The organism is Pseudomonas fildesensis (assembly GCF_001050345.1).
Taxonomy (GTDB): Bacteria; Pseudomonadota; Gammaproteobacteria; order Pseudomonadales; family Pseudomonadaceae; genus Aquipseudomonas; species Aquipseudomonas fildesensis.
Window position 1 is genome coordinate 54,743 of record NZ_LFMW01000010.1, and the last position, 21,723, is coordinate 76,465.

The window sequence follows — 21,723 nt, forward strand, 5'->3', positions numbered from 1 at the left end:
AAGAAGGTCACAAGGGTATGCCTCGTCTTCCGGGGCGTCCAGTCGGCGGAACGTTGACGCCATCACAGCAGTCAATCTCCTACAAGCAAGGAGGACTGCCCCATGAAACGTCGCTACAGCTGGCCGCTATGGACCCTCGCCGGGCTGGTAGTGCTACTGGTCGCCCTGGACCTCGCCCTGCCCTATCTGGTGCGCAACTACCTGAACGACAAACTCGCCGACATGGGCGACTACCGTGGCCAGGTCACCGATGTGGACCTGGCCCTGTGGCGCGGTGCCTACAGGATCAACGGCCTGCAAATCACCAAGGTCGACGGCAAGGTGCCGGTACCGTTCGTCAAGGCGCCGCTGATCGACCTGTCGGTGAGCTGGCATTCGCTGTGGTACGACCATTCGGTGGTCGCCGAGGTGCAGTTCATCAAGCCCGAGCTTAACTTCGTCGACGGTGGCGCGAATAAACAGGCGTCCCAGACCGGTAAAGGCACCGACTGGCGCGCACAGTTGAGCAAGTTGCTGCCGATTACCCTCAACGAAGTGCGCATCGAAGACGGCAAGATCGCCTTCCATAACTTCAGCTCCAAGCCGCCGGTGAACATCAACGCGACGTCGGTCAACGCCAGCTTCTATAACCTGACCAATGTGGTCGACGTCCAAGGCAAGCGTGACGCCAGTTTCGAAGGCAAGGCCCTGCTGCAAGGCCAGGCGCCACTGGAGGCCACCGCCACCTTTGACCCGTTGAGCAATTTCGAAGACTTCGAATTCCGCTTTCGCGCCAAGGACCTGCAACTCAAACGCATGAACGACTTCGCCTCGGCCTACGGCAAATTCGATTTCAAGGCCGGCACGGGTGACGTGGTGGTCGAAGCCCAGGCGGAGAAAGGCCAACTGACTGGCTACATCAAGCCATTGCTGCGCGATGTCGAAGTGTTCGACTGGCAGCAGGATGTGGAAAACAAGGACAAGAACATCTTCCGCTCGATCTGGGAGGCCGTGGTCGGCGCCAGCGAGACGGTGTTGAAAAACCAGAGCAAAAACCAGTTTGCCACCCGCGTAGAGCTCAGCGGCAACGTGCATCAGCAAAATATCAGCGCGTTTTCCGCGTTTTTAGCGATTTTGCACAACGGTTTCATCCAAGCGTTCAACGCGCGTTATGAACAGCCCAAGCCATCGGCGGATTGAAGGCAACGTGACCGGCCATTCAGAGACTGAATAACCCGTCTGCGTTCACAGTCGCCGGGGCCGCGCGGTATAGTCGGGCATTGATGAATTCGAGGAATGACCGATGAAGTTCGAAGGCACCCAGGCCTACGTTGCCACCGATGACCTGAAACTGGCCGTCAACGCCGCCATCACCCTGGAGCGTCCGCTGCTGGTCAAAGGTGAGCCCGGCACCGGCAAGACCATGCTCGCCGAGCAACTGGCCGAGTCCTTCGGCGCCCGGTTGATCACCTGGCACATCAAGTCCACCACCAAAGCCCACCAGGGTCTGTATGAGTACGATGCGGTCAGCCGCCTGCGCGACTCGCAGTTGGGCGTCGATAAAGTGCACGACGTGCGCAACTACCTGAAGAAGGGCAAGCTTTGGGAAGCCTTCGAGTCCGAAGAGCGGGTGATCCTGCTGATCGATGAAATCGACAAGGCCGACATCGAGTTCCCCAACGACCTGCTGCAAGAACTCGACAAGATGGAGTTCTACGTCTACGAAATCGACGAGACCATCAAGGCCAAGAAACGCCCGATCATCATCATTACCTCCAACAACGAAAAAGAGCTGCCGGACGCGTTCCTGCGCCGCTGCTTCTTCCACTACATCGCCTTCCCCGACCGCACCACCCTGCAAAAAATCGTCGACGTGCACTACCCCAATATCAAGAAAGACCTGGTCAGCGAAGCGCTGGACGTGTTCTTCGACGTGCGCAAAGTGCCAGGCCTGAAGAAGAAGCCTTCCACCTCCGAACTGGTTGACTGGCTCAAGCTGCTGATGGCCGACAACATCGGTGAAGCGGTGCTGCGCGAGCGCGACCCGACCAAGGCCATTCCGCCGCTGGCCGGCGCCCTGGTGAAAAACGAGCAAGACGTGCAACTGCTGGAACGTCTGGCATTCATGAGCCGTCGCGGTAATCGATAATGTTGCTCAACCTGTTTAATGAAATGCGTGCAGCCAAGGTGCCGGTGTCGGTGCGCGAGCTGCTCGACCTGATCAACGCGTTGAAACAGCGCGTGACCTTCGCCGACATGGACGAGTTTTACTACTTGGCCCGGGCGATCCTGGTGAAGGACGAACGGCATTTCGACAAGTTCGACCGGGCGTTCGGCGCCTATTTCAACGGCCTGGAAAAGCTCGACGACCACCTGCAGGCGCTGATCCCCGAAGACTGGCTGCGCAAGGAATTCGAGCGCTCGCTGAGCGATGAAGAACGCGCGCAGATCCAGTCCCTCGGTGGTCTCGACAAGCTGATCGAAGAATTCAAGAAGCGCCTGGAAGAACAAAAGGAACGCCACGCCGGCGGCAACAAGTGGATCGGCACCGGCGGCACCAGCCCGTTCGGCTCCGGCGGCTACAACCCGGAAGGCATTCGCGTGGGTGACGCCGGCAAGCGCCAGGGCAAGGCGGTCAAAGTCTGGGACCAGCGCGAGTACAAGAACCTCGACGATCAAGTTGAACTGGGCACACGCAACATCAAGATTGCCCTGCGCCGCCTGCGCAAGTTCGCGCGCCAGGGGGCGGCGGAAGAGCTGGATATCGACGGTACCATCGACCACACCGCCCGCGATGCCGGGTTGCTGAATATCCAGATGCGCCCGGAGCGGCGCAACACCATCAAGCTGTTGCTGCTGTTCGACATCGGCGGTTCGATGGACGCCCATGTGAAGATCTGCGAAGAGCTGTTCTCGGCGTGCAAGACCGAGTTCAAGCACCTGGAGTATTTCTACTTCCACAACTTTGTGTACGAAGCCGTGTGGAAGAACAACCAGCGCCGCACCTCGGAACGCACCTCCACCCAGGATTTGCTGCACAAATACGGCGCCGATTACAAAGTGATCTTTATCGGTGATGCGTCGATGGCACCGTATGAAATCACCCAGGCCGGCGGCAGCGTCGAACACTGGAATGAAGAGCCAGGGTATGTGTGGATGCAGCGCTTCATGGCCAAGTACAAGAAGCTGATCTGGATAAACCCGTACCCGAAAGACACCTGGGGGTATACGGCGTCGACGGGGATTGTGCGCGAGTTGGTGGAGGATCAGATGTATCCGCTGACGTTGCGCGGGCTGGAAGAAGGGATGAGGTTCTTGTCCAAGTAATGGCTGGCCTTTAGCCGATGGCATCGGCTACAGGCGCTTCACTCAGCAGTGCTCGCTGTCGACCCAGGCAAACTTGAGGAAGAGCGCGGCGAACTGTTTGACCAACTCCGCATCCTGGCGATCCACTTTTCCATCATTGTTGACGTCCTGATGAATCGAGACACTGGCGCTCTGGCCATTCCCGTCGCTGTAAACCGCCGCCGAACAGACAAGGGTTTCATCCCTGGGCACCCCATCCCCCTGGTGGAAGTGCAGTCGCACCGTATCGGGAATGCCGTTGCTATCAAAGTCCTGGGCAAACACCTTCAGGTACTTTTCAAAAGGTTCGTCCAGGCTGAACCATTCAAACGCGAGAAACAGCTGGGCAAACTCAAGGGCCATCTCCCGGTCTACGGTGTCGACGATACCGTCCTGATTGAGATCATCAGCAATGACCCAGTCGAACTTGCCGTCGTCGGTAATATCGAAGGCCGTCGCCCGATGGACAAGCGCGGGGGTCTGTATGTCGTCGTAGAACTCCAGATAAACCACATCGGGAACATCGTTATCGAGTACATCTTGGGCGTAGATCTTCAAATAGCGCATAGCAAAGCCTGATAGAGGATGACCCTATCAAGGCTTTCATGGCCGCACGAAGCAACGAAGACGACAAACGCTGGCGCCATTGTAGGAGTTATCTTTACTCAGAAAACCTGTGCAAATACTCGACATGCTGCCGATGTGCCGTCTCCTGAACTACCGGTTTCAATCGCACGCTTTCCCCCGGCAGATATTGCGCCAGCCTGGCTAATGCCAACGGCGTCAACGCACCCAACCGCGGATAACCGCCGATGGTCTGCCGATCATTGAGCAGCACAATCGGCTGCCCATCCGGCGGCACCTGGATCGCTCCCAACGGTATTCCTTGGATCGTTCCCACGCTCCGCGTGGGAATGCCGCCCTGGACGCTCTGCGTCCGCTCTGAAAGGCGTGACGCGGAGCGTCACAGGATGCATTCCCACGCAGAGCGTGGGAACGATCAGGGTCAGCGGAACCTTTGGAGATACTCGACATGCTGCCGATGCGCGGTCTCCTGCACCACCGGCTTCAATCGCACGCTTTCCCCCGGCAGATATTGCGCCAGCCTGGCTAATGCCAACGGCGTCAACGCACCCAACCGCGGATAACCGCCGATGGTCTGCCGATCATTGAGCAGCACAATCGGCTGCCCATCCGGCGGCACCTGGATCGCCCCCAATGGAATTCCCTCGGAAATCAGCGACGGCCCCAGGTACTCAAGCGGCGTGCCCAGCAGGCGCATGCCCATGCGGTCGGCGCGGCTGTCGAGGGCCCAGTCGGTGTTGAAAGCATCGAACAGGCTTTGGCCGCTGAACTGACCGATCTGTGCGCCGACAATCACGTCCAGTGGCGCTTTGGCGGGCAAGGCTGAATCACTCAGCGTCTTCATCGCACCGCCAGTGCCGGAATAAGTCAGGCGCCCGCCTTCGGCCAGGGCCTTGCCAAAACCGTCCACCCCGCCCAATTCTTCACGCACCACCGTGGCACAACTGCCCAACACATCCGGCGCATCAAACCCTTGCGGCGCAGCCAGATAGGCTCGCGCACCACTGAACGGCTGGGTAAAGCGCAAGCGCTGGCCCTTTTGCAGGATAAAACTGCGACCGGGGCTGATCGCGCGCTCATCGATATACGCACCCAAATCCGCGCCGGCCAACGCTAGCAGGCAATAGTCCTCGGCCTGCACGGTAAAGCCGCCCAGCGTAATTTCTACCACCGGCGCGTCCAGCGCGTTGCCCAGCAGCCAGTTGGCCCAGGACATCGACACCCAATCCAGCGCCCCGCCCTGGGTTACGCCCAGGTGGCGTACGCCAAAGCGCCCGGCGTCCTGCAACAGGCACAGCGGCGTGCTGGCCTCGATAATCAAGCAGCTCATGCCTGCGCCTCCAACGGCGTGTCATCGCCACCCAGCTTGATAAATTCGGCGTGGTCGACCGATTCAAAGCGCACCGTGTCGCCGGGCTGCATCAGGCTGTAGCCGTCGCGCTCACGGTCGAACAGCCTGGCCGGGGTGCGGCCGATCAGGTTCCAGCCACCGGGGGACACCACCGGGTAAGCGGCCGTTTGCCGCTCGGCGATGCCGACGCTGCCAGCAGCCACGCGCTTGCGCGGGGTATTCAGCCGAGGGGTGGCGAGGATTTCATCCACCAGCCCCATAAAGGCGAAGCCCGGCGCGAAGCCGAGGGCGAACACCTGGTATTCGTGGGCGCTGTGGCGGCGGATCACTTCGTCGACGGCGAGGCCGCTGCGCTGGCTGAGCAGGGTCAGTTCGGGACCGACGCTCAGGTCGTACCACACCGGCAATACGTGACACTGGCCGCTGCCCTGGGCCTGGGGTTGCAGGTCGGTGAGGGCCTGGTTGATCAGCTCCCGCGCCTGGGCCGGGGTCAATACGGTGAGGTCGTAGTGCACCATCAGGGTAGTGTAGGACGGCACCAGATCCACCAGCGCTGCGCCGAATCCGTCGCGCAGGCGTTGGGTGGCAGCGAGCATCCACGGCATGTTGGCTTCGGCAATCACGTCAAACAGACGCACCATCAGCGCGTCGATGGCCACCACTTCAATGCGTGGCTTCATATAGGCTTCAACGCCTCGCGAATGCGCTGCACGGCGGCGACCGAACTGGCGTTATCGCCGTGCACGCACAGGGTATTGGCCTGCAACACCAAGGCGCTGCCATCACTGGCGGTCAGGGGCTCGCCACGGGAAATGGTCAAGGCTTGTTGCACGATGGTGTCGGAATCGTGGTGCACCGCACCCGGCAATTGACGCGAGACCAAGTGGCCTTTGTTGTCGTAGGCGCGGTCGGCGAAGGCTTCAAACCACAGGATCACCCCGTACTCATCGCCCAGGGCCTGGGCCGCGCTGTTGTCGCGGGTGGCCAGCAGCATCAGCGGCAAGTCGCCATACGCGGCGACGGCCTGGATCACCGCACGCAGTTGCGCCGGGTTGGCCATCATGTCGTTGTACATCGCACCGTGCGGTTTGACGTAGCTGACCCGCCCGCCTTGAGCGCGGCAGATGCCGTCGAGGGCGCCGATCTGGTAGTGCAACAGGTCCTGGATTTCCTGCGGTGTATACGCCATGGAACGGCGGCCAAAGCCTTGCAGGTCCTGATACGCCGGGTGCGCCCCCACTTGCACGCCGTGCTTGAGCGCCAGGCTGACGGTCTTGCGCATGATGCTCGGGTCGCCGGCATGGAAGCCGCACGCCACGTTGGCGCAATCAATGAACGGCATGACCTCGGCGTCCAGCCCCATGGTCCAGTTGCCAAAGCTTTCGCCGATGTCGCAATTCAGTAGCAGACGGCTCACGGTGGATGCTCCTATAGGCTTTGTATTTTTTGTAGTGTGGGATTTTTTACGCAGAACTCGCAACTTGTCCTGACACCCCAACGGCGCTTATCGTGGAATGCCTCGATTTTTGGCGTTTGCCCGGTGCGGCGTCCAACTAATAAAAACCGATCCATGCATAAGAAAAGTTGATCCCATGAATTTGAAGTTCCTCGAAACCTTCGTCTGGGTGGCCAAGCTCAAGAGCTTTCGCCTGACCGCCGAGAAACTGTTCACCACCCAGGCCTCGATCTCCAGCCGCATCGCCGTGCTGGAAAGCGAGCTGGGGGTGAAGCTGTTTCTGCGCGACTCGCGCGGCGTCAGCCTGACCCCGGAAGGCTTGAAGGTGCTCGATTATGCCGAGCAGATGATGGTGACCATGCAGGGGTTGAAGCAGTCCCTGGAAACCACCAGCAGCAAGGTCGGGCGTATTCGTATCGGCGCGATGGACACGGTGATCCACACCTGGCTGAGCCCGCTGGTCGCCGAATTGATGGACCACTTCCCCCTGGTGGAAATCGAGTTGGTCGCCGATACGGCGCTTAACCTCAGCGATCAGCTGCAAAAAGGCTTCCTCGACCTGATCCTGCAAACCGACCTGCTGCGCCTGGAAACCGTGCGCAGCCAGGAGCTGGCCAGCCACCCCATGGCGTGGATCGTCGCCAGCCACTCGATCTACAACCGCGACTACGCCTCCCTCGCCGAACTGGCCCAGGAGCGCATCATCACCTACTCGAAAAACTCCCACCCGCACCAGGACGTCATCAGCCTGATGCAGGCCAACGGCGTGGCTGCACCGCGTATGAACTGCGTGAATTCGGTGTCGGCGATTACCCGGCTACTGCGTGACGGTTTTGGGATTGGCGCGCTGCCGCCGGTACTGGTCAGTGGTGAACTGGCGCGCGGGGAGTTGGTGATGTTGCCGATGGCGCAGCGCCTGCCGAACTTGCAGGTGGTGGTGTCGTGGCGGGTCGGCGTGGAGTTGGTGGAGGAGATTGTCGGGCTGTGCCAGAAGGTGGTGGCCAGGTATGCCGAAGAAGTCGGCGAAGAGCGGATGGTGCTGAACTGAAGAAGCCGGATTAAGACTGTGGGAGGGAGCTTGCTCCCGATGGCGGTGTGTCAGTCGATCTATTAATTGACTGATCCACCACCATCGGGAGCAAGCCCCCTCCCACATTGGACCGAGTTAGCCTTAAAGCCCCTTCAGGTCGCGCTCTTCAATCGGCCGGCTCTGACGCAGGCGTTTGCCGCCCAACACCACCCAGTCGATCAAGCGGAACAGGCATTCCAGGCCGAACGACAACAGCATCGCCCCACCGAGTCCCCAGCCCATGGCTTCAGGCGTCAGCAAAATCTGGTAGCTGTAGCCATTCCAGGTTTCCAGGCGGATATCCGGGTCGGCAGCCACCGCCACTTGCAGGGCGCGGATGTACCAGGGGCCTTGCATCGCCTGGAATTGCTTGTCCAGCGCGAGCTGGCGGTTGAGCATCGTGCCCAGGCTGTTGGCATCGCTGCGAAACACCGGGTCATCACTGGCGCGGTAATGGGCCACCAGGGCCTGCAAATCGCCCTTGAAGAACTGCTGTGCGGTCGACTCAAAGCCGCGCAGGCCGGTCTGGGCCTCGATCAGGTGGGCTTCGACGCGCTTGGCATAGTCGTTGATAAACCCCGGCACTTGCACGCCAACCAACAGGCCAATCGCAAACAACACCAACCGTAAATAACTCAGCAACATAGTCGACTTCCTTATTCGGTGATGCCCTGGCTGACGCATTCACCGCGCCGCCACAGGCTCCATTGGCCCGGTTCGTAGCGGGTCCAGTTTTCGTTGTCGGTCAGCGGTTCGGTGGCGATCACCGTGACCACATCATTTGGCGTGGTTTCGGCATGAAAATCGACGATCACGTCGACATCTTTCAAGCGCGCAGGGCCAAACGGGGCGCGCCGGGTGATCTGCGCCAGTTTGGTCGAGCAGTAGCAGAACAGCCAGTCGCCGTCGCTGAGCAGGCAATTGAACACGCCTTTGCTGCGGTATTCGGCGCAGGCGGCGATCAGGTCCGGCAGCATCTGTTCGATGTCCACCGGCTCGGGGAAGGCTTCCCGCACGCGGTTGAGCAAGTCGCAGAACGCGGCTTCGCTGTCGGTATCGCCCACCGGACGGTAGAAGGTGGCGCGGGGGTTGAAGTCCGCCAGTTGGCCGTTGTGGGCAAAACACCAGTTACGGCCCCACAGTTCACGCACGAACGGGTGGGTATTGGCCAGGCTCACCTTGCCCACGTTGGCCTGGCGGATATGGCCAATCACCACTTCACTCTTGATGGGATAACGCTGTACCAGCAGCGCGACTTCCGATTCGCTGCTCGCGGCCGGGTCCTGGAACAGACGCAGGCCACGGCCTTCGTAGAAGGCGATGCCCCAACCGTCGCGGTGGGGGCCGGTACGCCCGCCCCGCTGCATCAGCCCGGTAAAGCTGAACACGATATCGGTGGGGACGTTGGCACTCATGCCCAATAATTCACACATGCCAGGGCTCTCGCTGCAGGGCGGACAACGTTAAAGGCGCGGTTCGACCCGCATACCGCTGACCGGCGCAGGACGGCGGAAAGGCTCGTCATCTTCGTCTTGCGGTTCGGCGGCCAAGGCCGCATCGACAGCCGCCTTGCGCTCACGGCGGGCCTTGGCGGCGCGCTCGATGGGCCAGCGGATCAGCACAAACACGAGGTACACGGCAAACGCGATCATCGTGTACATGAACAAATCGGAGATGGCGCGCCAGGCGTTGTTGCCGACCTTGAGCACCAGGTCCAGGGCGGTAATCGCCACGGCGGGTGCGAACTGGGTCTTGACCGGGTCGACGATGGTCGGGCTCAACAGCAGCACTGCCATCAGCAATTGCAACGGCTCACGCAACCAGCGCCAGATCCAGCGGGTCATGCGCCACCACACCAACAGGCAGCCCAAAGCGGCGAAGGCGTAAAGGCCCCAAGCGGTCAGATAGTCGTTCTCGGTCATGGTGTCCATGGCAAGGTAGGCAAACAGGCGGCTATGATAACGGCTTTTGCGTGTCGCGGCTGCAATGCCTGCCACCATCCGCCAGACAGAGAGTGACCCATGCCTTCATCGACCCACATCACTGCCGCCCCGATTGCCCGCAAGGCCCCAGGCCAGGACCCATACGCCTGGCTGCAAGAGCGTGACAGCAGCGACGTCATGGATTACCTCAAGGCCGAAAACGCCTGGCAGGAAGCCCAATTGGCCGATCAGCAGGCGCTGCGCGAGACGCTGTTTGAAGAGATCAAGGGCCGCATCCTTGAGACCGACCTGTCGTTGCCCTCCCCATGGGGCCCGTACTTGTATTACACGCGCACCACCGCCGGCGACGAGTACGCCCGCCATTACCGCTGCCGCCGCCCGGCAGATGACAGCAATCAGGTGGATGACGCCAGCGAAGAGCTGTTGCTCGACCCCAACGTGCTGGCCAATGGCGGCTTCTTCTCCCTCGGGGCGTTCAGCATCAGCCCCGACCACCAACGCCTGGCCTACAGCCTGGACACCAGCGGCGAAGAGATCTTCACCTTGTTTGTGAAGGAATTGGCCACCGGCAAAGTCAGCGAACTGGCGTTTGAAGACTGCGACGGCAGCATGACCTGGGCCAACGACAGTGTGACGCTGTTCTTCGGCGAGCTGGACGACACCCACCGCCCGCACAAGCTGTATCGCTATCGCCTGGACGGCACGGCGGCGCAGGAAGTGTTCCATGAACCCGACGGGCGCTTCTTCCTGCATTGCTACCGCTCCAGCTCCGAACGCCAGTTGCTGCTGGCCCTGGGCAGCAAGACCACCAGCGAGATCTGGGCGCTGGACGCCAACCAGCCGCACCTGGATTTCACCTGCCTCGCGCCACGGGTCGAAGACCATGAATACGATGTTGATCACGGCCAGCTCGACGGCGAATGGACCTGGTTCATCCGCAGCAACCGCGATGGCATCAACTATGCCCTGTATACCGCCCTCGATACCGGCAACGTGCCGGCCGAAGCCGACTGGCAGAACCTGATTCCCCACAGCGTTGATGTGATGCTCGACGGCGTCAGCCTGAATGCCGGCGCCATGACCTTGAGCCTGCGCATCGGCGGCCTGCCGGTGATCGAAGTGCATCCGCAAGGCGTGTCGGCCTATCGCGTGGAGTTGCCTGACGCTGCCTACAGCCTCTACGTACAGAACAGCCTGGAATTCCCGAGCGACAAGATCCGCCTGCGCTACGAGGCCCTGAACCGCCCGGCCCAGGTCCGTCAGCTGGAACTGGCCAGCGGCGCGCAACAGGTGCTCAAGGAGACGCCGGTGCTGGGCGCGTTCAACGCCGACGACTATGTCAGCCAACGCCTGTGGGCCACCTCCGCAGACGGCACTCAGGTGCCGATCAGCCTGGTGGTCAAGCGCGACCAACTCGGCGAGCCGACGCCGCTGTACCTCTACGGCTACGGCGCCTACGGCCAGAGCCTCGACCCATGGTTCTCCCATGCACGCCTGAGCCTGCTCGACCGTGGCGTGGCGTTTGCCATTGCGCACGTGCGCGGCGGCGGTGAACTGGGTGAAGCCTGGTACCGCAATGGCAAGCAGGAACACAAACAGAACACCTTCAGCGACTTTATCGCCTGTGCGCAACACCTGATCGCCCAGGGCCTGACCACCTCCAAGCAACTGGCAATCAGCGGCGGCAGCGCCGGCGGGCTGCTGATCGGCGCGGTGCTCAACCAGCGTCCCGAGCTGTTCCAGGCGGCAATTGCCGAAGTGCCGTTTGTCGACGTGCTCAACACCATGCTCGACCCGGACCTGCCGCTGACCATCACCGAGTACGACGAGTGGGGCAACCCGGAAGAACCCGAGGTGTACGCACGCATCAAGGCTTACGCACCGTACGAAAACGTCAGCGCCCAGGCCTACCCGGCCACGCTGGTGATCGCCGGTTACAACGACAGCCGCGTGCAGTACTGGGAAGCGGCCAAGTGGGTAGCCAAGCTGCGCGATACCAAGACGGACGACAACCTGTTGCTGCTCAAGACCGAACTGGGTGCCGGCCACGGCGGGATGAGCGGTCGTTACCAGGGATTACGTGACGTAGCGCTCGAATATGCATTTGTGTTTAAGGCGTTGCAGCTGGTTTAAGGAACTTCGTAGGGCGGTTGTGTCTGAGTACAGAACCGCCCTACAAGATTGACGGACCAAGATTGCAGCCATGCCAGAACCGACCTTACTCAGCAATGAAATTCGCGACATGCTCATGGATTGCGGCTTGTTCGATCCCCTGCTGCCGGAAGATTTTCACATCGCCGCCGGTTACTTCAACATCAGCAGCATTGCCCGCGATGAGGTGATCTTCCTCGAAGGCGATGCCGGCACGTTCATGTGCATCATCCACAGCGGCCAGGTGGCGGTGCAGAAAACCAATCACGACGGCCAGCGCCTGAGCATCGCCACCCTGCGCAGTGGCCGGGCCTTTGGTGAAATGGCGGTGCTCGACGGCGAGCGGCGCTCCGCCAGTTGCGTGGCCGCCAGTGATTGCGTGCTATTGAATTTGGGTAAGGATTCCCTGGAAAAAATGCTCAACGAGGCGCCCAGGGTGGCCGCCAAGATCATCCGCGCGATTGCCATCGCCCTGTCCAAACGCCTGCGCATGGCGGATGGACAGCTACTGTCTCAACAGTTTTAAGGGCTGGTTTTAACCGCCGGGCGTCTTCGGCTTGCTGTCGTTCTGCTGCAGGCCAGGCACCGTCTGGTCCTTCGGCGGCGTCGGCAGCACGATGGGTACCAAGGGTGGCGAGCCGTTCGTCTTGGGTACGGCCGGCGGGGTGACTTGCGGGTAGAGCGTCGGCGTCGGGGTGCCCGGTGCGCCGGGGGTTGGCGCTGGCGCGATCGGTACGGTTTGCAACTCCTGAGCCTGCGCCGCACCCAATGTGAGCGCGCTCAACACAATGACCGTTAGAATGCTGCACTTCATCGATGGCTCCATGGCCTGACCGGAATGTCGTAAGGCTACTCCCAACCGCGCAAGAATGCCCTTCCCAATGAGATTTCCATGAAACGTTTCGTTCTGCTGGACACCACCCCGATCCCCGACAACGGCGGTGCCTTGTGCCTGTTCGAATACGGCGAGGATTTTGTCATCAAGATCCAGGGCGGTGACGGCGGCCAGTTGATGAACACGCGCATGCACGGCTCCGAAGACGCGCTGGCGGAAATCCCCTGCCGCAAGGTCGCCGGCCGCCCAGGTTCGCGGGTGTTGATCGGCGGGCTGGGCATGGGCTTTACCCTGGCGTCGGCCCTCAAGCATCTGGGCAAGACCGCCGAAGTGGTGGTGGCGGAATTGGTACCCGGCGTTGTGGAATGGAACCGTGGGCCGCTGGGAGAAAAGGCCGGGCGCCCGTTGCTCGACCCACGCACAGTGATCCGCATGGAAGACGTGGCCAAAGTGCTGCAAGCCGAGCCCCTGGGCTTTGACGCAATCATGCTCGACGTCGACAACGGCCCCGAAGGCCTCACGCAAAAGGCCAACAGTTGGCTGTATTCCGCCGGCGGCCTGGCCGCTTGCTCCAAGGCCCTGCGGCCCAAGGGCGTACTGGCGGTGTGGTCGGCCAGCGCCGACAAACTGTTCAGCGACAAACTGCGCAAGGCCGGCTTCAAGGCAGAGGAAGTGCAGGTCTTCGCCCACGGCAACAAGGGCACGCGGCACACCATCTGGATTGCCCAAAAACTGTAGGCGCCGGTTTGATCACCGCACTCCTTACGGGCCTCATCGCCGGCAAGCCGGCGTCTACAGGGGGTGGGGTGATTTTCGGTAATCGATCACGTAGGGCACTTTGTTGTCGAAGGTCTTCTTCAACGCCTTCTGGTCGATTGCGGTAAAGCCGCCCAACTGATGCGCGGTGAAGCCACTGTCGCCCACGGGCGCATCGGGGCTCAGGCTGACCATGCGTTGGGCCACCGCCTCGATGGCGTCCTTATAGCCCTTCTTCTTGTGCAGATTGAACGCGCCCAGGTCCAGCTGGGTGCGCAACCAACTGCCCCAGTAAAACTCCAGGAACTCCGGCACCACGCCCGCCGAATCCGGCTTGCCATAAGCCGCCTTGCGCGTGAAATACACCAGGCTGCGCAAGGTGTCGTCCTGCAAGCTGTTGAAGCCCAGGTGCGCCGGTAATTGCGCGGGCCTGATGCGGCGCCCCTGATTGTCCTTGAGCCAGACCTTGTGCCCCTGCTCCATGCGCTGCCAGAACGTTGCCAGGTCGGGGCTGTTGCTGAAATCGTCGGTCACCCGCACCCACATTTTCAGTTGCGGGCCGGCGCCGGGTTGCTCCCACAGCGTGGTGAAGCTGTGATGGCCGTCGGTCAGGTAGAGCTGGCCGCCGGGGCCAACGATCACGGTTTTCATTTCTTCAGGATGGGTGCCAACCGGGCTTTGGCAGGTGAAGCTTGCGGGGTTATGCAGGTCGGCGTGCTTGTCGACCTTACCGGCGTCACCCTGGCCGTTGGTCTCGCAGTATTCATCGAACACCTTGGCCGGCGATTCGGCGAACAACCCGAGGCTGTAGTGGATCTCATCGAACCCCACTACCGCCTGGGTCGGGTGCAATTGCTCCAGGGTGACCTCGATCACCTGCCCAGGTTTGGGCGCCGTGAACGCCTGGGCGTGGGCGGTGAACGCGCACAGCAGTATCGCCGACAGCCATGAATGCAGACGCATGAGCAAAGACCCTTATGAATTCAGTGGGGCGATACTACAAACATTTACGCCCGCCAGGCTGTACCGCAGCTGAAAAAGCCAGGCGCTAATTGCGCCACGAGCGGCTAGAATCAACGCTATCCGTGACCACCAAAAAGACAGGAGCCATGATGAGCTCGACCAACCCGCCCTCCCACACCGCCAAGCTGGACCGCATCCTCGCCGATGCCCAGCGCGACCGGGAAATGGGCTACCGCGACAAAGCCTTGAAGATGTACCCGCACGTGTGCGGCCGCTGCGCCCGTGAGTTCGCCGGCAAACGCCTGAGCGAACTGACCGTGCACCACCGCAACCATAACCATGACGACAACCCCCAGGACGGCTCCAACTGGGAGTTGCTGTGCTTGTACTGCCACGACAACGAGCACTCGCGCTACACCGATCAGCAGTACTTCAGTGAAGGCTCCACCAGCAGCCCGACGATTGCCAAGGCGACGCACAACCCGTTTGCGGCGTTGGCGGGGTTGATGAAAAAAGACGACTGAAAGCTCCTAGCTGCAAGCTGCAAGAAAAAGCCGCCCTGCTTTTAACTTGCAGCTTGCAGCTTGCCGCTATAATGCTGCCCTTTTAAGGCACCCTTCCCCGTGGGCAATAAACGCTACAGCTGCATCGGTCTGTATAACCCCAAATCCCCCGAAAACGTCGGTTCGGTCATGCGCGCCGCCGGCTGCTACGGCGTTGCCTCGGTGTTCTACACCGGCGTGCGTTACGAGCGCGCGCGGGATTTCGTCACCGACACCAAGAAAGTCCACCACGACATTCCGCTGATCGGCATCGACGACCTGAAAAAGATCCTGCCGCTGGGCTGCATCCCGGTCGCCGTGGAACTGGTGGAAGGCGCCCGCCCGCTGCCCGAATACACCCATCCCGACCGCGCGCTGTATATCTTCGGCCCGGAAGACGGCTCGCTGGATAAAGAGATTCGCGACTGGTGTGAAGACGTGATCTACATCCCGACCACCGGCTGCATGAACCTCGCCGCCACCGTCAACGTGGTGCTCTACGACCGCCTCGCCAAGGGCAATAACACCCGCTCGGGCCCCAAGTACTAATTTTTCGGGAACATCCAGCGCCTGCAAACAGTCAGCTACCTATCACTAGCCCTTGTTGGAGACAGACCATGAGCGACAGCAAAACCCTGCGACCTATCATCGAGCACACGCCATTCCAGACCCAACCCACGCAAAACGTGCACGGTTGGGAACGCATCGGCTCGGTGGCGGGCGGCGTGATGATGGTCGGCAAAGGCCTGCGCCGTGGCGGGATTTTTGGGCTGATCCAGGTGGCGATTGGCGGTGTGGCACTGGCCCGTGGTTTTACCGGGCACAGTTCGCTCAAGGACAAGCTGGAACAGGGCCGCCAGGAAATGAACACAGTGCGCACGAAGATCGAGCGTGCCGGTGAAGAGCTGAAGAATCTGAAGACCAAGGCGGAAGTGGTGGCGGAAAAGGCCACCAACACTACAGGCTGATATAAGTCTTCGGTATGTTGGAGATCCAAATGTGGGAGGGGGCTTGCTCCCGATGGCGCCATCGGGAGCAAGCCCCCTCCCACATTTTTGCTTTGCATATGGCTGGGGTTCAGCGCAACAGCTTGCTATCCAGCACCACCGACGACTCGCCAATGATGCTCTCGGCCAGCTGCACAAACTCCTGGGTGGTGATGCTGTTCGCGCGCATCACCGCCTGCGCCAAATCATCCAACGAGCGCTTGTTGTGGGTCTTCACGCGGATCTCGCGGTCCAGCTCCTGCATCACCACCACGGCGCGTGCAACGGTCGCGCCGCTCACGTGATCGCCCCTTAAGGTGGTCACGTCCTTGCCTTCCCTGATCAGCCGCGCCTGTATCGCCGCATACCGCTCGTCGGTGATGCCGCCGGCACGCCGTACCAGTTCAATGGCGTAGTACTCCCCAAAACCTTCGCTGACCCAGTCACTGGTGTCGTGGTCGTTGAAGCGACCGATGGCTTGCACCACTTCGCGGATCAGCGGGCTGCTGCCGTTTTCGCTGACCAGCGGCGTGCGGCTGTTGAGGTATATCGAATCCCGCGCCGCAAAGGCACCGCGACGCAGGGGATCACTGGCGCCGACCACCAGCAGTTTGGCCGGATGGCGCGGGAAGGCGGCCTCCACCTGCGGCCACACGAAGGTCAGCAACGTCAGTACATCCATGCGGCGCATCGCCTGGCCCTTGGGCGAGGCCACGGTGACTTCAGTTTCGCCAAGACGGATACGGCGGCTGCCGAGGTTGCCGGCGAGCATCCAGCCGGTCGGCCGGTCGAACAACCGGGAAACATTGTCGATGCGGAATTTATTCTTGCCGATGCGCGGCCAGGCGGTTTCGACGCTTTTCCAGCCTGCCGGCAGTTCGAACACCAGGCGCGAGACCAACTCGACGCCGTCCTGCTGGTCAAGACGCGCGGTCGGCACCAGGTCTTCCCCGCGAAACAGCGCCCAACTCGGGGTGATCCGCGCTTCATAAATGCCCGGCTTGCGCGCTTGGGTGAGGCGTACGCGGTAGGTCAGGCTGGCCTTGTCGGCGCTGGGTTGCCACAGGCCACGGTGGCCGGTGACCTTCCATTGGCCGTCAGCCTTGAAGTCGCTGTAGTCACCGTCTTTACCCAGGTCGAAGTTAAGGCTGCGCACCGCCGAGCCTTGGGACAGGCTGACGCGAACCTCGGCCTGATCGCTCTGGGGCAGCAGTTTGACGTGATAGTCCACATCGACTTTCTTCGCGCACCACGCGGGCATGCTCAGTGCCAGCAGCACCAGGCTTGCCGCCAGCTTGGCTCCTCCCCTCATACACACCCCTTGTTCAGCCTGCACGGAAGATCAGGTAATCCTCCCAGTCGTCTTCGGGCACGCTGCCTTCGGCGAGCATGCGTCCAGACTGGGAAATGCGTTCGCGGTGCACGGCGTCGCGGTCGCCGCACACCAGGTGGTGCCACAGCGGCAAGTCTTTGCGCTCGCTGACCAGGCGGTAGCCGCAGGTAGGCGGCAGCCATTTGAACTGGTCGGCCTGGCCCGGGGTGAGCTGGATGCAGTCAGGCACCGAGGCACGGCGGTTGGGGTAGTCAGTGCACTGGCAGGTTTTCAGGTCGAGCAGCTTGCAGGCGATGCGCGTGTAATAAACGCTGTTGTCGTCCTCATCCTCAAGCTTTTGCAGGCAGCACAGGCCACAGCCGTCGCACAACGACTCCCACTCCTCCTGATCGAGGTGTTCGAGGGTTTTGCGTATCCAGAAAGGTTCGACTTTGGCGGCCATGGTTCTACATCAATATCGGTAGGTGAAAAGGCCGCCAGTCTAGTGCCCAAGGCCCCTTCGGCCAAGCGCTTACGACTGGCGGTGTTACAAGACTTGTCAGTCTAGCGGGCGCGCAGTAGCTTTGAGCGCCGAATTGACGATCAGGAACTGCTCATGACACGTGTTGCCGACTATCCGATCCACACCCAGTTCACCGACCGCTGGTCGCCGCGTGCCTTCACTGGCGAGAGCATCCCCAAGGAAACCCTGCTGAGCTTCTTCGAAGCCGCACGCTGGGCGCCGTCGGCCTACAACTCGCAGCCATGGCGTTTTCTCTACGCGCGCCGTGACACGCCGGACTGGGAACGCTTCCTGGGTTTGCTGAATGAATTCAACCGTGGCTGGGCGCAACATGCGTCGGCCCTGGTGATCATTGCCTCGAAAACCGACTTCACCGCCCCCGGCGCCACCGAAGAAACCCCGGCCCTGTGGCACACCTTCGACACAGGTTCGGCCTGGGGTCACCTGGCGCTGCAAGCCAGCCTCAGCGGCTGGCACACCCACGGCATGGCCGGCTTCGACCAGGTGCTGACGCGCCAGGAGCTGAAGATTCCTGACGGGTATGCGCTGCATGCTGCGGTCGCGATCGGCAAGCTGGGCGACAAATCGACGTTGCCTGAATACCTGCAAGGTCGCGAAGCGCCAAGCCCGCGCCTGCCGTTGAGCGAGTTGGTGTCGGAAGGCGATTTCAGCCTCTGACAGACACCCTGCAGGAGCCGGCTTGCCGGCTCCTGCAGGGTTGTGGGGTGTCAGTAACCGCGCTCGAAATCCACTTCACCGCGCAAGGCTTCCCCTGCCTGAAACGCGCGCACGTTTTCCACAAACAACTGCACCATCATCGAAGGCGAGGTCGGTGCCGAGCTGTGCCCGGTCAACAGCAAGCCCCAGGCGGTCCAGAACGGATGGCGTTGCGGCAGCGGTTCCTGGCGGCAGACGTCGATCACGGCGCCGGCCAGATGGCCTTCTTTCAAGGCTTCCACCAGGTCGGCATCGACCACAGCAACGCCGCGCCCGACGTTGATGAACAACCCGCTCGGCTTGAACTGCTTGAACAGCGCCGCGTCATACAGGTCGTGGGTCTCCGGCGTGTTGGGCAGCAGGTTGATGACGTAATCCGCCTCCCCCGCCAGCCGGCCCAATTGATCGAGCCCGGCCACTTCGACAAACGGCGCCTGTTCCCGTGCCGTGCTGGCGATGCCGTACAGCTTGACGCCAAACGGCACCAGAAACTCTGCCACGCGCTGGCCGATATCGCCGGTGCCGACGATCAACGCGGTGCGCCCCGCCAGGCTCTGGCCCATGCGGCTGTCCCACTTGCGCTCGACCTGGCTGACCAACCGCGCCAACACTTCGCGCTCGTGACCCAGCATGTAGGTGAGCACAAACTCGGCCATGACCTGGCCAAAGATGCCGACCGCACGGGTCAGGCGATAGTCGCGAGGCAAGCCTTCGGCCAGCAGCGGCGTGATGCCGGCCCAGGTCGATTGCAGCCACTGCGGCTGATGGCCCTGGCGCAGCAGCGTCGCCATCAGGTCCGGTTGGCCCAGCCACACCGGGCAATCGGCGGCCAGGCGCGACAGTTCGGCCGAGTCGCCGGTAGTCAGCACCTCAAGGTCCGGTGCCGCGTCGCGGAGCAATTGGGCGTAAAGGGGGTGATCCTGTTCAGCAATCAGAACACGCATGGTTCAAACCTTTCAAAAACAGTGCAGACGGCCGCCCGCATCCTTACGGCCACCGTCCGTTAATACGATTCCAGTGAAGCATGTGCCCTGGACAGGGCACTGACCGATCACATCGGGTCGTTGCGGCGCAGCAGCTCTTCAGGCAAGTGCTCGATGTACTCGTCTTCGGCCGGCGGCATCTGCAGGTGGTAGCCCTGCTTGTCGAGGTTTTCCAGTACCACGGCAATGTCCTCGCGGGACAGCTTACGCTCAGGGGTGAGCACCATTTCAAACGCGAGATGGGCTTTGCCGAAGGCGTCCATCAACGGTTCCGGTACGCGCTCCAGGGCGTCGCTTTTCAGCACGTAGAGGTACATCCCATCTTTTTTCAAACTGCGATAGATGGAGCAAATTCGTTTCAAGGCTGTTCTCCGGCAGTGGCCAGGCTGTCGAGCAGCGCTTGGCCCATCAACTCGCGGCGCCAGCCACGCAGCGAGTCTGGCAATTTATAAGGCCCATCGGGGTAGCCACTTTTGACCAGGGCTTCGAGGGTTTTCTTGCGCAGCATCAGTTCCGGCGCCATGTCGAGGCGCTCGGCGACCGTTTGGCCAAAGGCCCGCAGTTGCTTGATCAGCGTGGCGGCGTCCACCGGCAGCGGTTCAGCCACGGCGGGGGGCCATTGGTCCATGGACACGCTGGCGGCACGCTTGATCAGGTCCAGCAGAAACTGGCCATCCTGACGCACGGTGCGCGGGTGCATGTCTTCGATTTTGCCCAGGGCGGCGAGGTTATCCGGCTGGGATTTGGCCAGGGGCCACAACGAGTGTTCGCGAATGATGCGGTTGCGCGGCAGGTCGCGGGCGCGGGCCTGCTGCTCGCGCCAGGCGCACAGTTCACGCAGCACGGCGAGCTGGGCGCGGGAGAGTTTCCAGGCCAGTTTGGCGTCGCGGTACACCTCGTACGGGTCGACTTCGCGACGCAGGTTGGCCACCAGTTCGGCGCCGTCTTCCAGGACCCAGGCGTATTTGTCGGGAGGCAACTGCGGGCGCAGGCGGATGTAGACGTCGGCCAGGTGCACCGCGTCTTCGGCGGCGTAGCTCACCTGGGTCTCGGACAATGGCCGCTGTAGCCAGTCCGAACGGGTCTCGCCCTTGGGCAACTCAATATCGAGCACGGCTTGCACCAGGCGCGAGTAGCCCATGGAAAACCCGAGGTTCAGGTAAGCCGCGGCCAATTGGGTGTCGAACAACGGCACCGGCAGGCTGCCGGTAAGACGCAGCAACACTTCCAGGTCTTCGCTGCAGGCGTGCACCACCTTGATGACGCCTGGGTTTTCCAGCAGGGCGGCCAGGGGTTGCCAGTTGTCGATGGTCAGGGGGTCGATCAGGTAAGCGCGCACGCCATCACCGATCTGGATCAGCCCGGCAATGGGATAAAAGGTGTCGACCCGCATGAATTCGGTGTCGAGGGCGACGAATGGCAACTGCTGCCATTCGGCGCAATGCTGGCCGAGGCTATCGTTGTCGCAGATCCAGTGAATATCGATGGCCACACGGCTCTCCCTTGAAGAATGGCGCGCAGTATATATCGCGAAAGGGGCTTGCGAGCATTCGCAGTGCACACGCCGTCATGAAAACCCTGACAGGCGATAAAGAATAGTCCGACAGACGGGACTTATCCTCTCTTACGCAACACGTAGACCCGCCACAGGCTGGAGCCTGGCACGAACTCCTGATGGTTCAGGACCTGGAAGCCGGCCTGGCGAAACTCGTCTTCCACGGGGGTACGCGAGGCCACCGACACAATCACCGTGTCCCGGCTGACCCGATAAAACTCACGCAACAGTGCGAGGCGCCCTTCACTGCTGGGCACATGACGAAACAATTCCAGACAGAAAATACAATCCACCGCATTCGCCGACAAACCGATGGAAAACGCCGAGCCCTGAAACGTCTTGATCCGTTTGAGCAGCGACGCTGGGTGATGGGTGCGAGCGTGGTCGAGCATGTCCTGGGAATTGTCCGAGGCGAGGATGACCCGGTTGACGTGCTCGGCCAAGACTGGCCAGAACCGCCCGGAGCCGCAGGCCAGGTCGAGGATCAACCCAGGCTCGCCGGCGACTTTCAGCGCATGGCGCACCAGCCGCTCGTCCCGCCACGACGCCAAACGACTTCGCAGCCCGGGCGGGCGCGTGTCGCCGCACACCCTGGCGTGCTCACGATCACAGCGCTCGGCGTATTCAATCTCGATGGAAGAAAGTGGTTGTGACGACATCGCGGGCTCATGT

Annotated in this window: 26 protein-coding genes and 1 pseudogene; 11 read left to right on the plus strand and 16 right to left on the minus strand. The window is 61.5% G+C overall.

Features of this window, described 5'->3' with window-relative positions:
• The first annotated feature begins 102 nt into the window (after nucleotides 1-102).
• The 3 genes from ACR52_RS15645 (at nucleotide 103) to ACR52_RS15655 (ending at nucleotide 3,306) form a co-directional block, all read left to right on the plus strand.
• Nucleotides 103-1,179: a DUF748 domain-containing protein gene (locus ACR52_RS15645; protein WP_048725779.1), complete on the plus strand. Its 1,077-nt coding sequence runs from the start codon at nucleotides 103-105 to the stop codon at nucleotides 1,177-1,179.
• Between the two features lie 103 nt (nucleotides 1,180-1,282).
• Nucleotides 1,283-2,128 carry an AAA family ATPase gene (locus ACR52_RS15650; protein ID WP_048725782.1) on the plus strand — a complete coding sequence of 282 codons (846 nt, stop codon included), beginning with the start codon at nucleotides 1,283-1,285 and terminating at the stop codon, nucleotides 2,126-2,128.
• Nucleotides 2,128-3,306, plus strand: a complete 1,179-nt coding sequence (locus ACR52_RS15655) for a vWA domain-containing protein (protein ID WP_048725785.1) — start codon at nucleotides 2,128-2,130, stop codon at nucleotides 3,304-3,306. The genes ACR52_RS15650 and ACR52_RS15655 overlap by 1 nt, the downstream gene beginning before the upstream one ends.
• Nucleotides 3,307-3,348: 42 nt before the next feature.
• Here ACR52_RS15655 and ACR52_RS15660 read toward each other — a convergent pair whose 3' ends face one another.
• From ACR52_RS15660 to ACR52_RS15680, 5 genes and pseudogenes are all read right to left on the minus strand, one after another.
• Complete coding sequence (locus ACR52_RS15660; protein ID WP_048725787.1) at nucleotides 3,349-3,891, minus strand: hypothetical protein; 543 nt, start codon at nucleotides 3,889-3,891, stop codon at nucleotides 3,349-3,351.
• Between the two features lie 94 nt (nucleotides 3,892-3,985).
• Nucleotides 3,986-4,213 (minus strand): annotated as a pseudogene (locus ACR52_RS15665) (biotin-dependent carboxyltransferase family protein); the annotation flags it as partial.
• Nucleotides 4,214-4,330: 117 nt separating this feature from the next.
• Nucleotides 4,331-5,239 (minus strand): 5-oxoprolinase subunit C family protein, encoded by a 909-nt coding sequence (locus ACR52_RS15670; protein WP_048725793.1) that lies wholly within the window; start codon nucleotides 5,237-5,239, stop codon nucleotides 4,331-4,333.
• Nucleotides 5,236-5,940 (minus strand): 5-oxoprolinase subunit PxpB, encoded by a 705-nt coding sequence (gene pxpB / locus ACR52_RS15675; RefSeq protein WP_048725795.1) that lies wholly within the window; start codon nucleotides 5,938-5,940, stop codon nucleotides 5,236-5,238. The genes ACR52_RS15670 and pxpB overlap by 4 nt, the downstream gene beginning before the upstream one ends.
• The gene (locus tag ACR52_RS15680) at nucleotides 5,937-6,677 is read right to left on the minus strand and encodes a 5-oxoprolinase subunit PxpA (RefSeq protein ID WP_048725798.1); all 741 of its coding nucleotides are present in this window, start codon (nucleotides 6,675-6,677) and stop codon (nucleotides 5,937-5,939) included. Before ACR52_RS15680 ends, pxpB begins: the two co-directional genes overlap by 4 nt.
• Nucleotides 6,678-6,852: 175 nt before the next feature.
• Here ACR52_RS15680 and ACR52_RS15685 point away from each other — a divergent pair, with 175 nt between their 5' ends.
• Nucleotides 6,853-7,764 carry a LysR family transcriptional regulator gene (locus ACR52_RS15685; RefSeq protein WP_048725800.1) on the plus strand — a complete coding sequence of 304 codons (912 nt, stop codon included), beginning with the start codon at nucleotides 6,853-6,855 and terminating at the stop codon, nucleotides 7,762-7,764.
• Between the two features lie 123 nt (nucleotides 7,765-7,887).
• On the opposite strand, the gene ACR52_RS15690 is transcribed toward ACR52_RS15685, so the two are convergent.
• From ACR52_RS15690 to ACR52_RS15700, 3 genes are read right to left on the minus strand one after another with little or no spacing between them, the layout of a single operon-like run.
• Nucleotides 7,888-8,430 carry a DUF2937 family protein gene (locus tag ACR52_RS15690; RefSeq protein ID WP_048725803.1) on the minus strand — a complete coding sequence of 181 codons (543 nt, stop codon included), beginning with the start codon at nucleotides 8,428-8,430 and terminating at the stop codon, nucleotides 7,888-7,890.
• An 11-nt stretch (nucleotides 8,431-8,441) separates the two neighbouring features.
• Nucleotides 8,442-9,218 (minus strand): class II glutamine amidotransferase, encoded by a 777-nt coding sequence (locus ACR52_RS15695; protein WP_048725806.1) that lies wholly within the window; start codon nucleotides 9,216-9,218, stop codon nucleotides 8,442-8,444.
• A 30-nt stretch (nucleotides 9,219-9,248) separates the two neighbouring features.
• Nucleotides 9,249-9,785, minus strand: coding sequence for a hypothetical protein (locus ACR52_RS15700; protein ID WP_048725809.1), 537 nt, complete (start codon nucleotides 9,783-9,785; stop codon nucleotides 9,249-9,251).
• 21 nt (nucleotides 9,786-9,806) lie between these two features.
• On the opposite strand from ACR52_RS15700, the gene ACR52_RS15705 reads away from it, so the two are divergent.
• Nucleotides 9,807-11,861 carry a S9 family peptidase gene (locus ACR52_RS15705; RefSeq protein ID WP_048725812.1) on the plus strand — a complete coding sequence of 685 codons (2,055 nt, stop codon included), beginning with the start codon at nucleotides 9,807-9,809 and terminating at the stop codon, nucleotides 11,859-11,861.
• 70 nt (nucleotides 11,862-11,931) lie between these two features.
• On the plus strand, nucleotides 11,932-12,405 hold the full coding sequence (locus ACR52_RS15710) for a cyclic nucleotide-binding domain-containing protein (RefSeq protein WP_048725815.1): 474 nt from the start codon (nucleotides 11,932-11,934) through the stop codon (nucleotides 12,403-12,405).
• Between the two features lie 9 nt (nucleotides 12,406-12,414).
• Here ACR52_RS15710 and ACR52_RS15715 read toward each other — a convergent pair whose 3' ends face one another.
• On the minus strand, nucleotides 12,415-12,693 hold the full coding sequence (locus tag ACR52_RS15715; RefSeq protein WP_048725818.1) for a hypothetical protein: 279 nt from the start codon (nucleotides 12,691-12,693) through the stop codon (nucleotides 12,415-12,417).
• 78 nt (nucleotides 12,694-12,771) lie between these two features.
• On the opposite strand from ACR52_RS15715, the gene ACR52_RS15720 reads away from it, so the two are divergent.
• On the plus strand, nucleotides 12,772-13,452 hold the full coding sequence (locus tag ACR52_RS15720) for a spermidine synthase (RefSeq protein ID WP_048725821.1): 681 nt from the start codon (nucleotides 12,772-12,774) through the stop codon (nucleotides 13,450-13,452).
• 54 nt (nucleotides 13,453-13,506) lie between these two features.
• Here the strand turns inward: ACR52_RS15720 and ACR52_RS15725 are convergent, their stop codons facing one another.
• On the minus strand, nucleotides 13,507-14,433 hold the full coding sequence (locus ACR52_RS15725; RefSeq protein ID WP_048725824.1) for a ParB/Srx family N-terminal domain-containing protein: 927 nt from the start codon (nucleotides 14,431-14,433) through the stop codon (nucleotides 13,507-13,509).
• 149 nt (nucleotides 14,434-14,582) lie between these two features.
• Between ACR52_RS15725 and ACR52_RS15730 the strand changes: the two genes are divergently transcribed.
• From ACR52_RS15730 to ACR52_RS15740, 3 genes are all read left to right on the plus strand, one after another.
• Nucleotides 14,583-14,957: a YajD family HNH nuclease gene (locus ACR52_RS15730; protein ID WP_048725827.1), complete on the plus strand. Its 375-nt coding sequence runs from the start codon at nucleotides 14,583-14,585 to the stop codon at nucleotides 14,955-14,957.
• 99 nt (nucleotides 14,958-15,056) lie between these two features.
• Complete coding sequence (locus ACR52_RS15735) at nucleotides 15,057-15,524, plus strand: RNA methyltransferase (protein WP_048725830.1); 468 nt, start codon at nucleotides 15,057-15,059, stop codon at nucleotides 15,522-15,524.
• Between the two features lie 68 nt (nucleotides 15,525-15,592).
• Nucleotides 15,593-15,943, plus strand: coding sequence for a YgaP family membrane protein (locus ACR52_RS15740; RefSeq protein WP_048725832.1), 351 nt, complete (start codon nucleotides 15,593-15,595; stop codon nucleotides 15,941-15,943).
• Between the two features lie 109 nt (nucleotides 15,944-16,052).
• Here the strand turns inward: ACR52_RS15740 and ACR52_RS15745 are convergent, their stop codons facing one another.
• Both ACR52_RS15745 and ACR52_RS15750 read right to left on the minus strand, forming a co-directional pair.
• A complete protein-coding gene (locus ACR52_RS15745) occupies nucleotides 16,053-17,273 on the minus strand; it encodes a hypothetical protein (RefSeq protein ID WP_048725835.1) in 1,221 nt (406 codons plus the stop codon).
• A 13-nt stretch (nucleotides 17,274-17,286) separates the two neighbouring features.
• Nucleotides 17,287-17,736, minus strand: a complete 450-nt coding sequence (locus ACR52_RS15750; RefSeq protein ID WP_048725838.1) for a YcgN family cysteine cluster protein — start codon at nucleotides 17,734-17,736, stop codon at nucleotides 17,287-17,289.
• 153 nt (nucleotides 17,737-17,889) lie between these two features.
• Between ACR52_RS15750 and ACR52_RS15755 the strand changes: the two genes are divergently transcribed.
• On the plus strand, nucleotides 17,890-18,474 hold the full coding sequence (locus tag ACR52_RS15755; protein WP_048725841.1) for a nitroreductase family protein: 585 nt from the start codon (nucleotides 17,890-17,892) through the stop codon (nucleotides 18,472-18,474).
• 50 nt (nucleotides 18,475-18,524) lie between these two features.
• Here ACR52_RS15755 and ACR52_RS15760 read toward each other — a convergent pair whose 3' ends face one another.
• The 4 genes from ACR52_RS15760 to ACR52_RS15775 form a co-directional block, all read right to left on the minus strand.
• A complete protein-coding gene (locus ACR52_RS15760) occupies nucleotides 18,525-19,457 on the minus strand; it encodes a D-2-hydroxyacid dehydrogenase (RefSeq protein WP_048725844.1) in 933 nt (310 codons plus the stop codon).
• A 107-nt stretch (nucleotides 19,458-19,564) separates the two neighbouring features.
• Nucleotides 19,565-19,858, minus strand: coding sequence for a YcgL domain-containing protein (locus ACR52_RS15765; protein ID WP_048725849.1), 294 nt, complete (start codon nucleotides 19,856-19,858; stop codon nucleotides 19,565-19,567).
• The gene (rnd, locus tag ACR52_RS15770) at nucleotides 19,855-20,988 is read right to left on the minus strand and encodes a ribonuclease D (RefSeq protein ID WP_048725852.1); all 1,134 of its coding nucleotides are present in this window, start codon (nucleotides 20,986-20,988) and stop codon (nucleotides 19,855-19,857) included. Before rnd ends, ACR52_RS15765 begins: the two co-directional genes overlap by 4 nt.
• 122 nt (nucleotides 20,989-21,110) lie before the next feature.
• Entirely contained in the window at nucleotides 21,111-21,710 is a 600-nt protein-coding gene (locus ACR52_RS15775; protein WP_048725856.1) for a class I SAM-dependent methyltransferase, read from the minus strand.
• Nucleotides 21,711-21,723 lie beyond the last annotated feature (13 nt).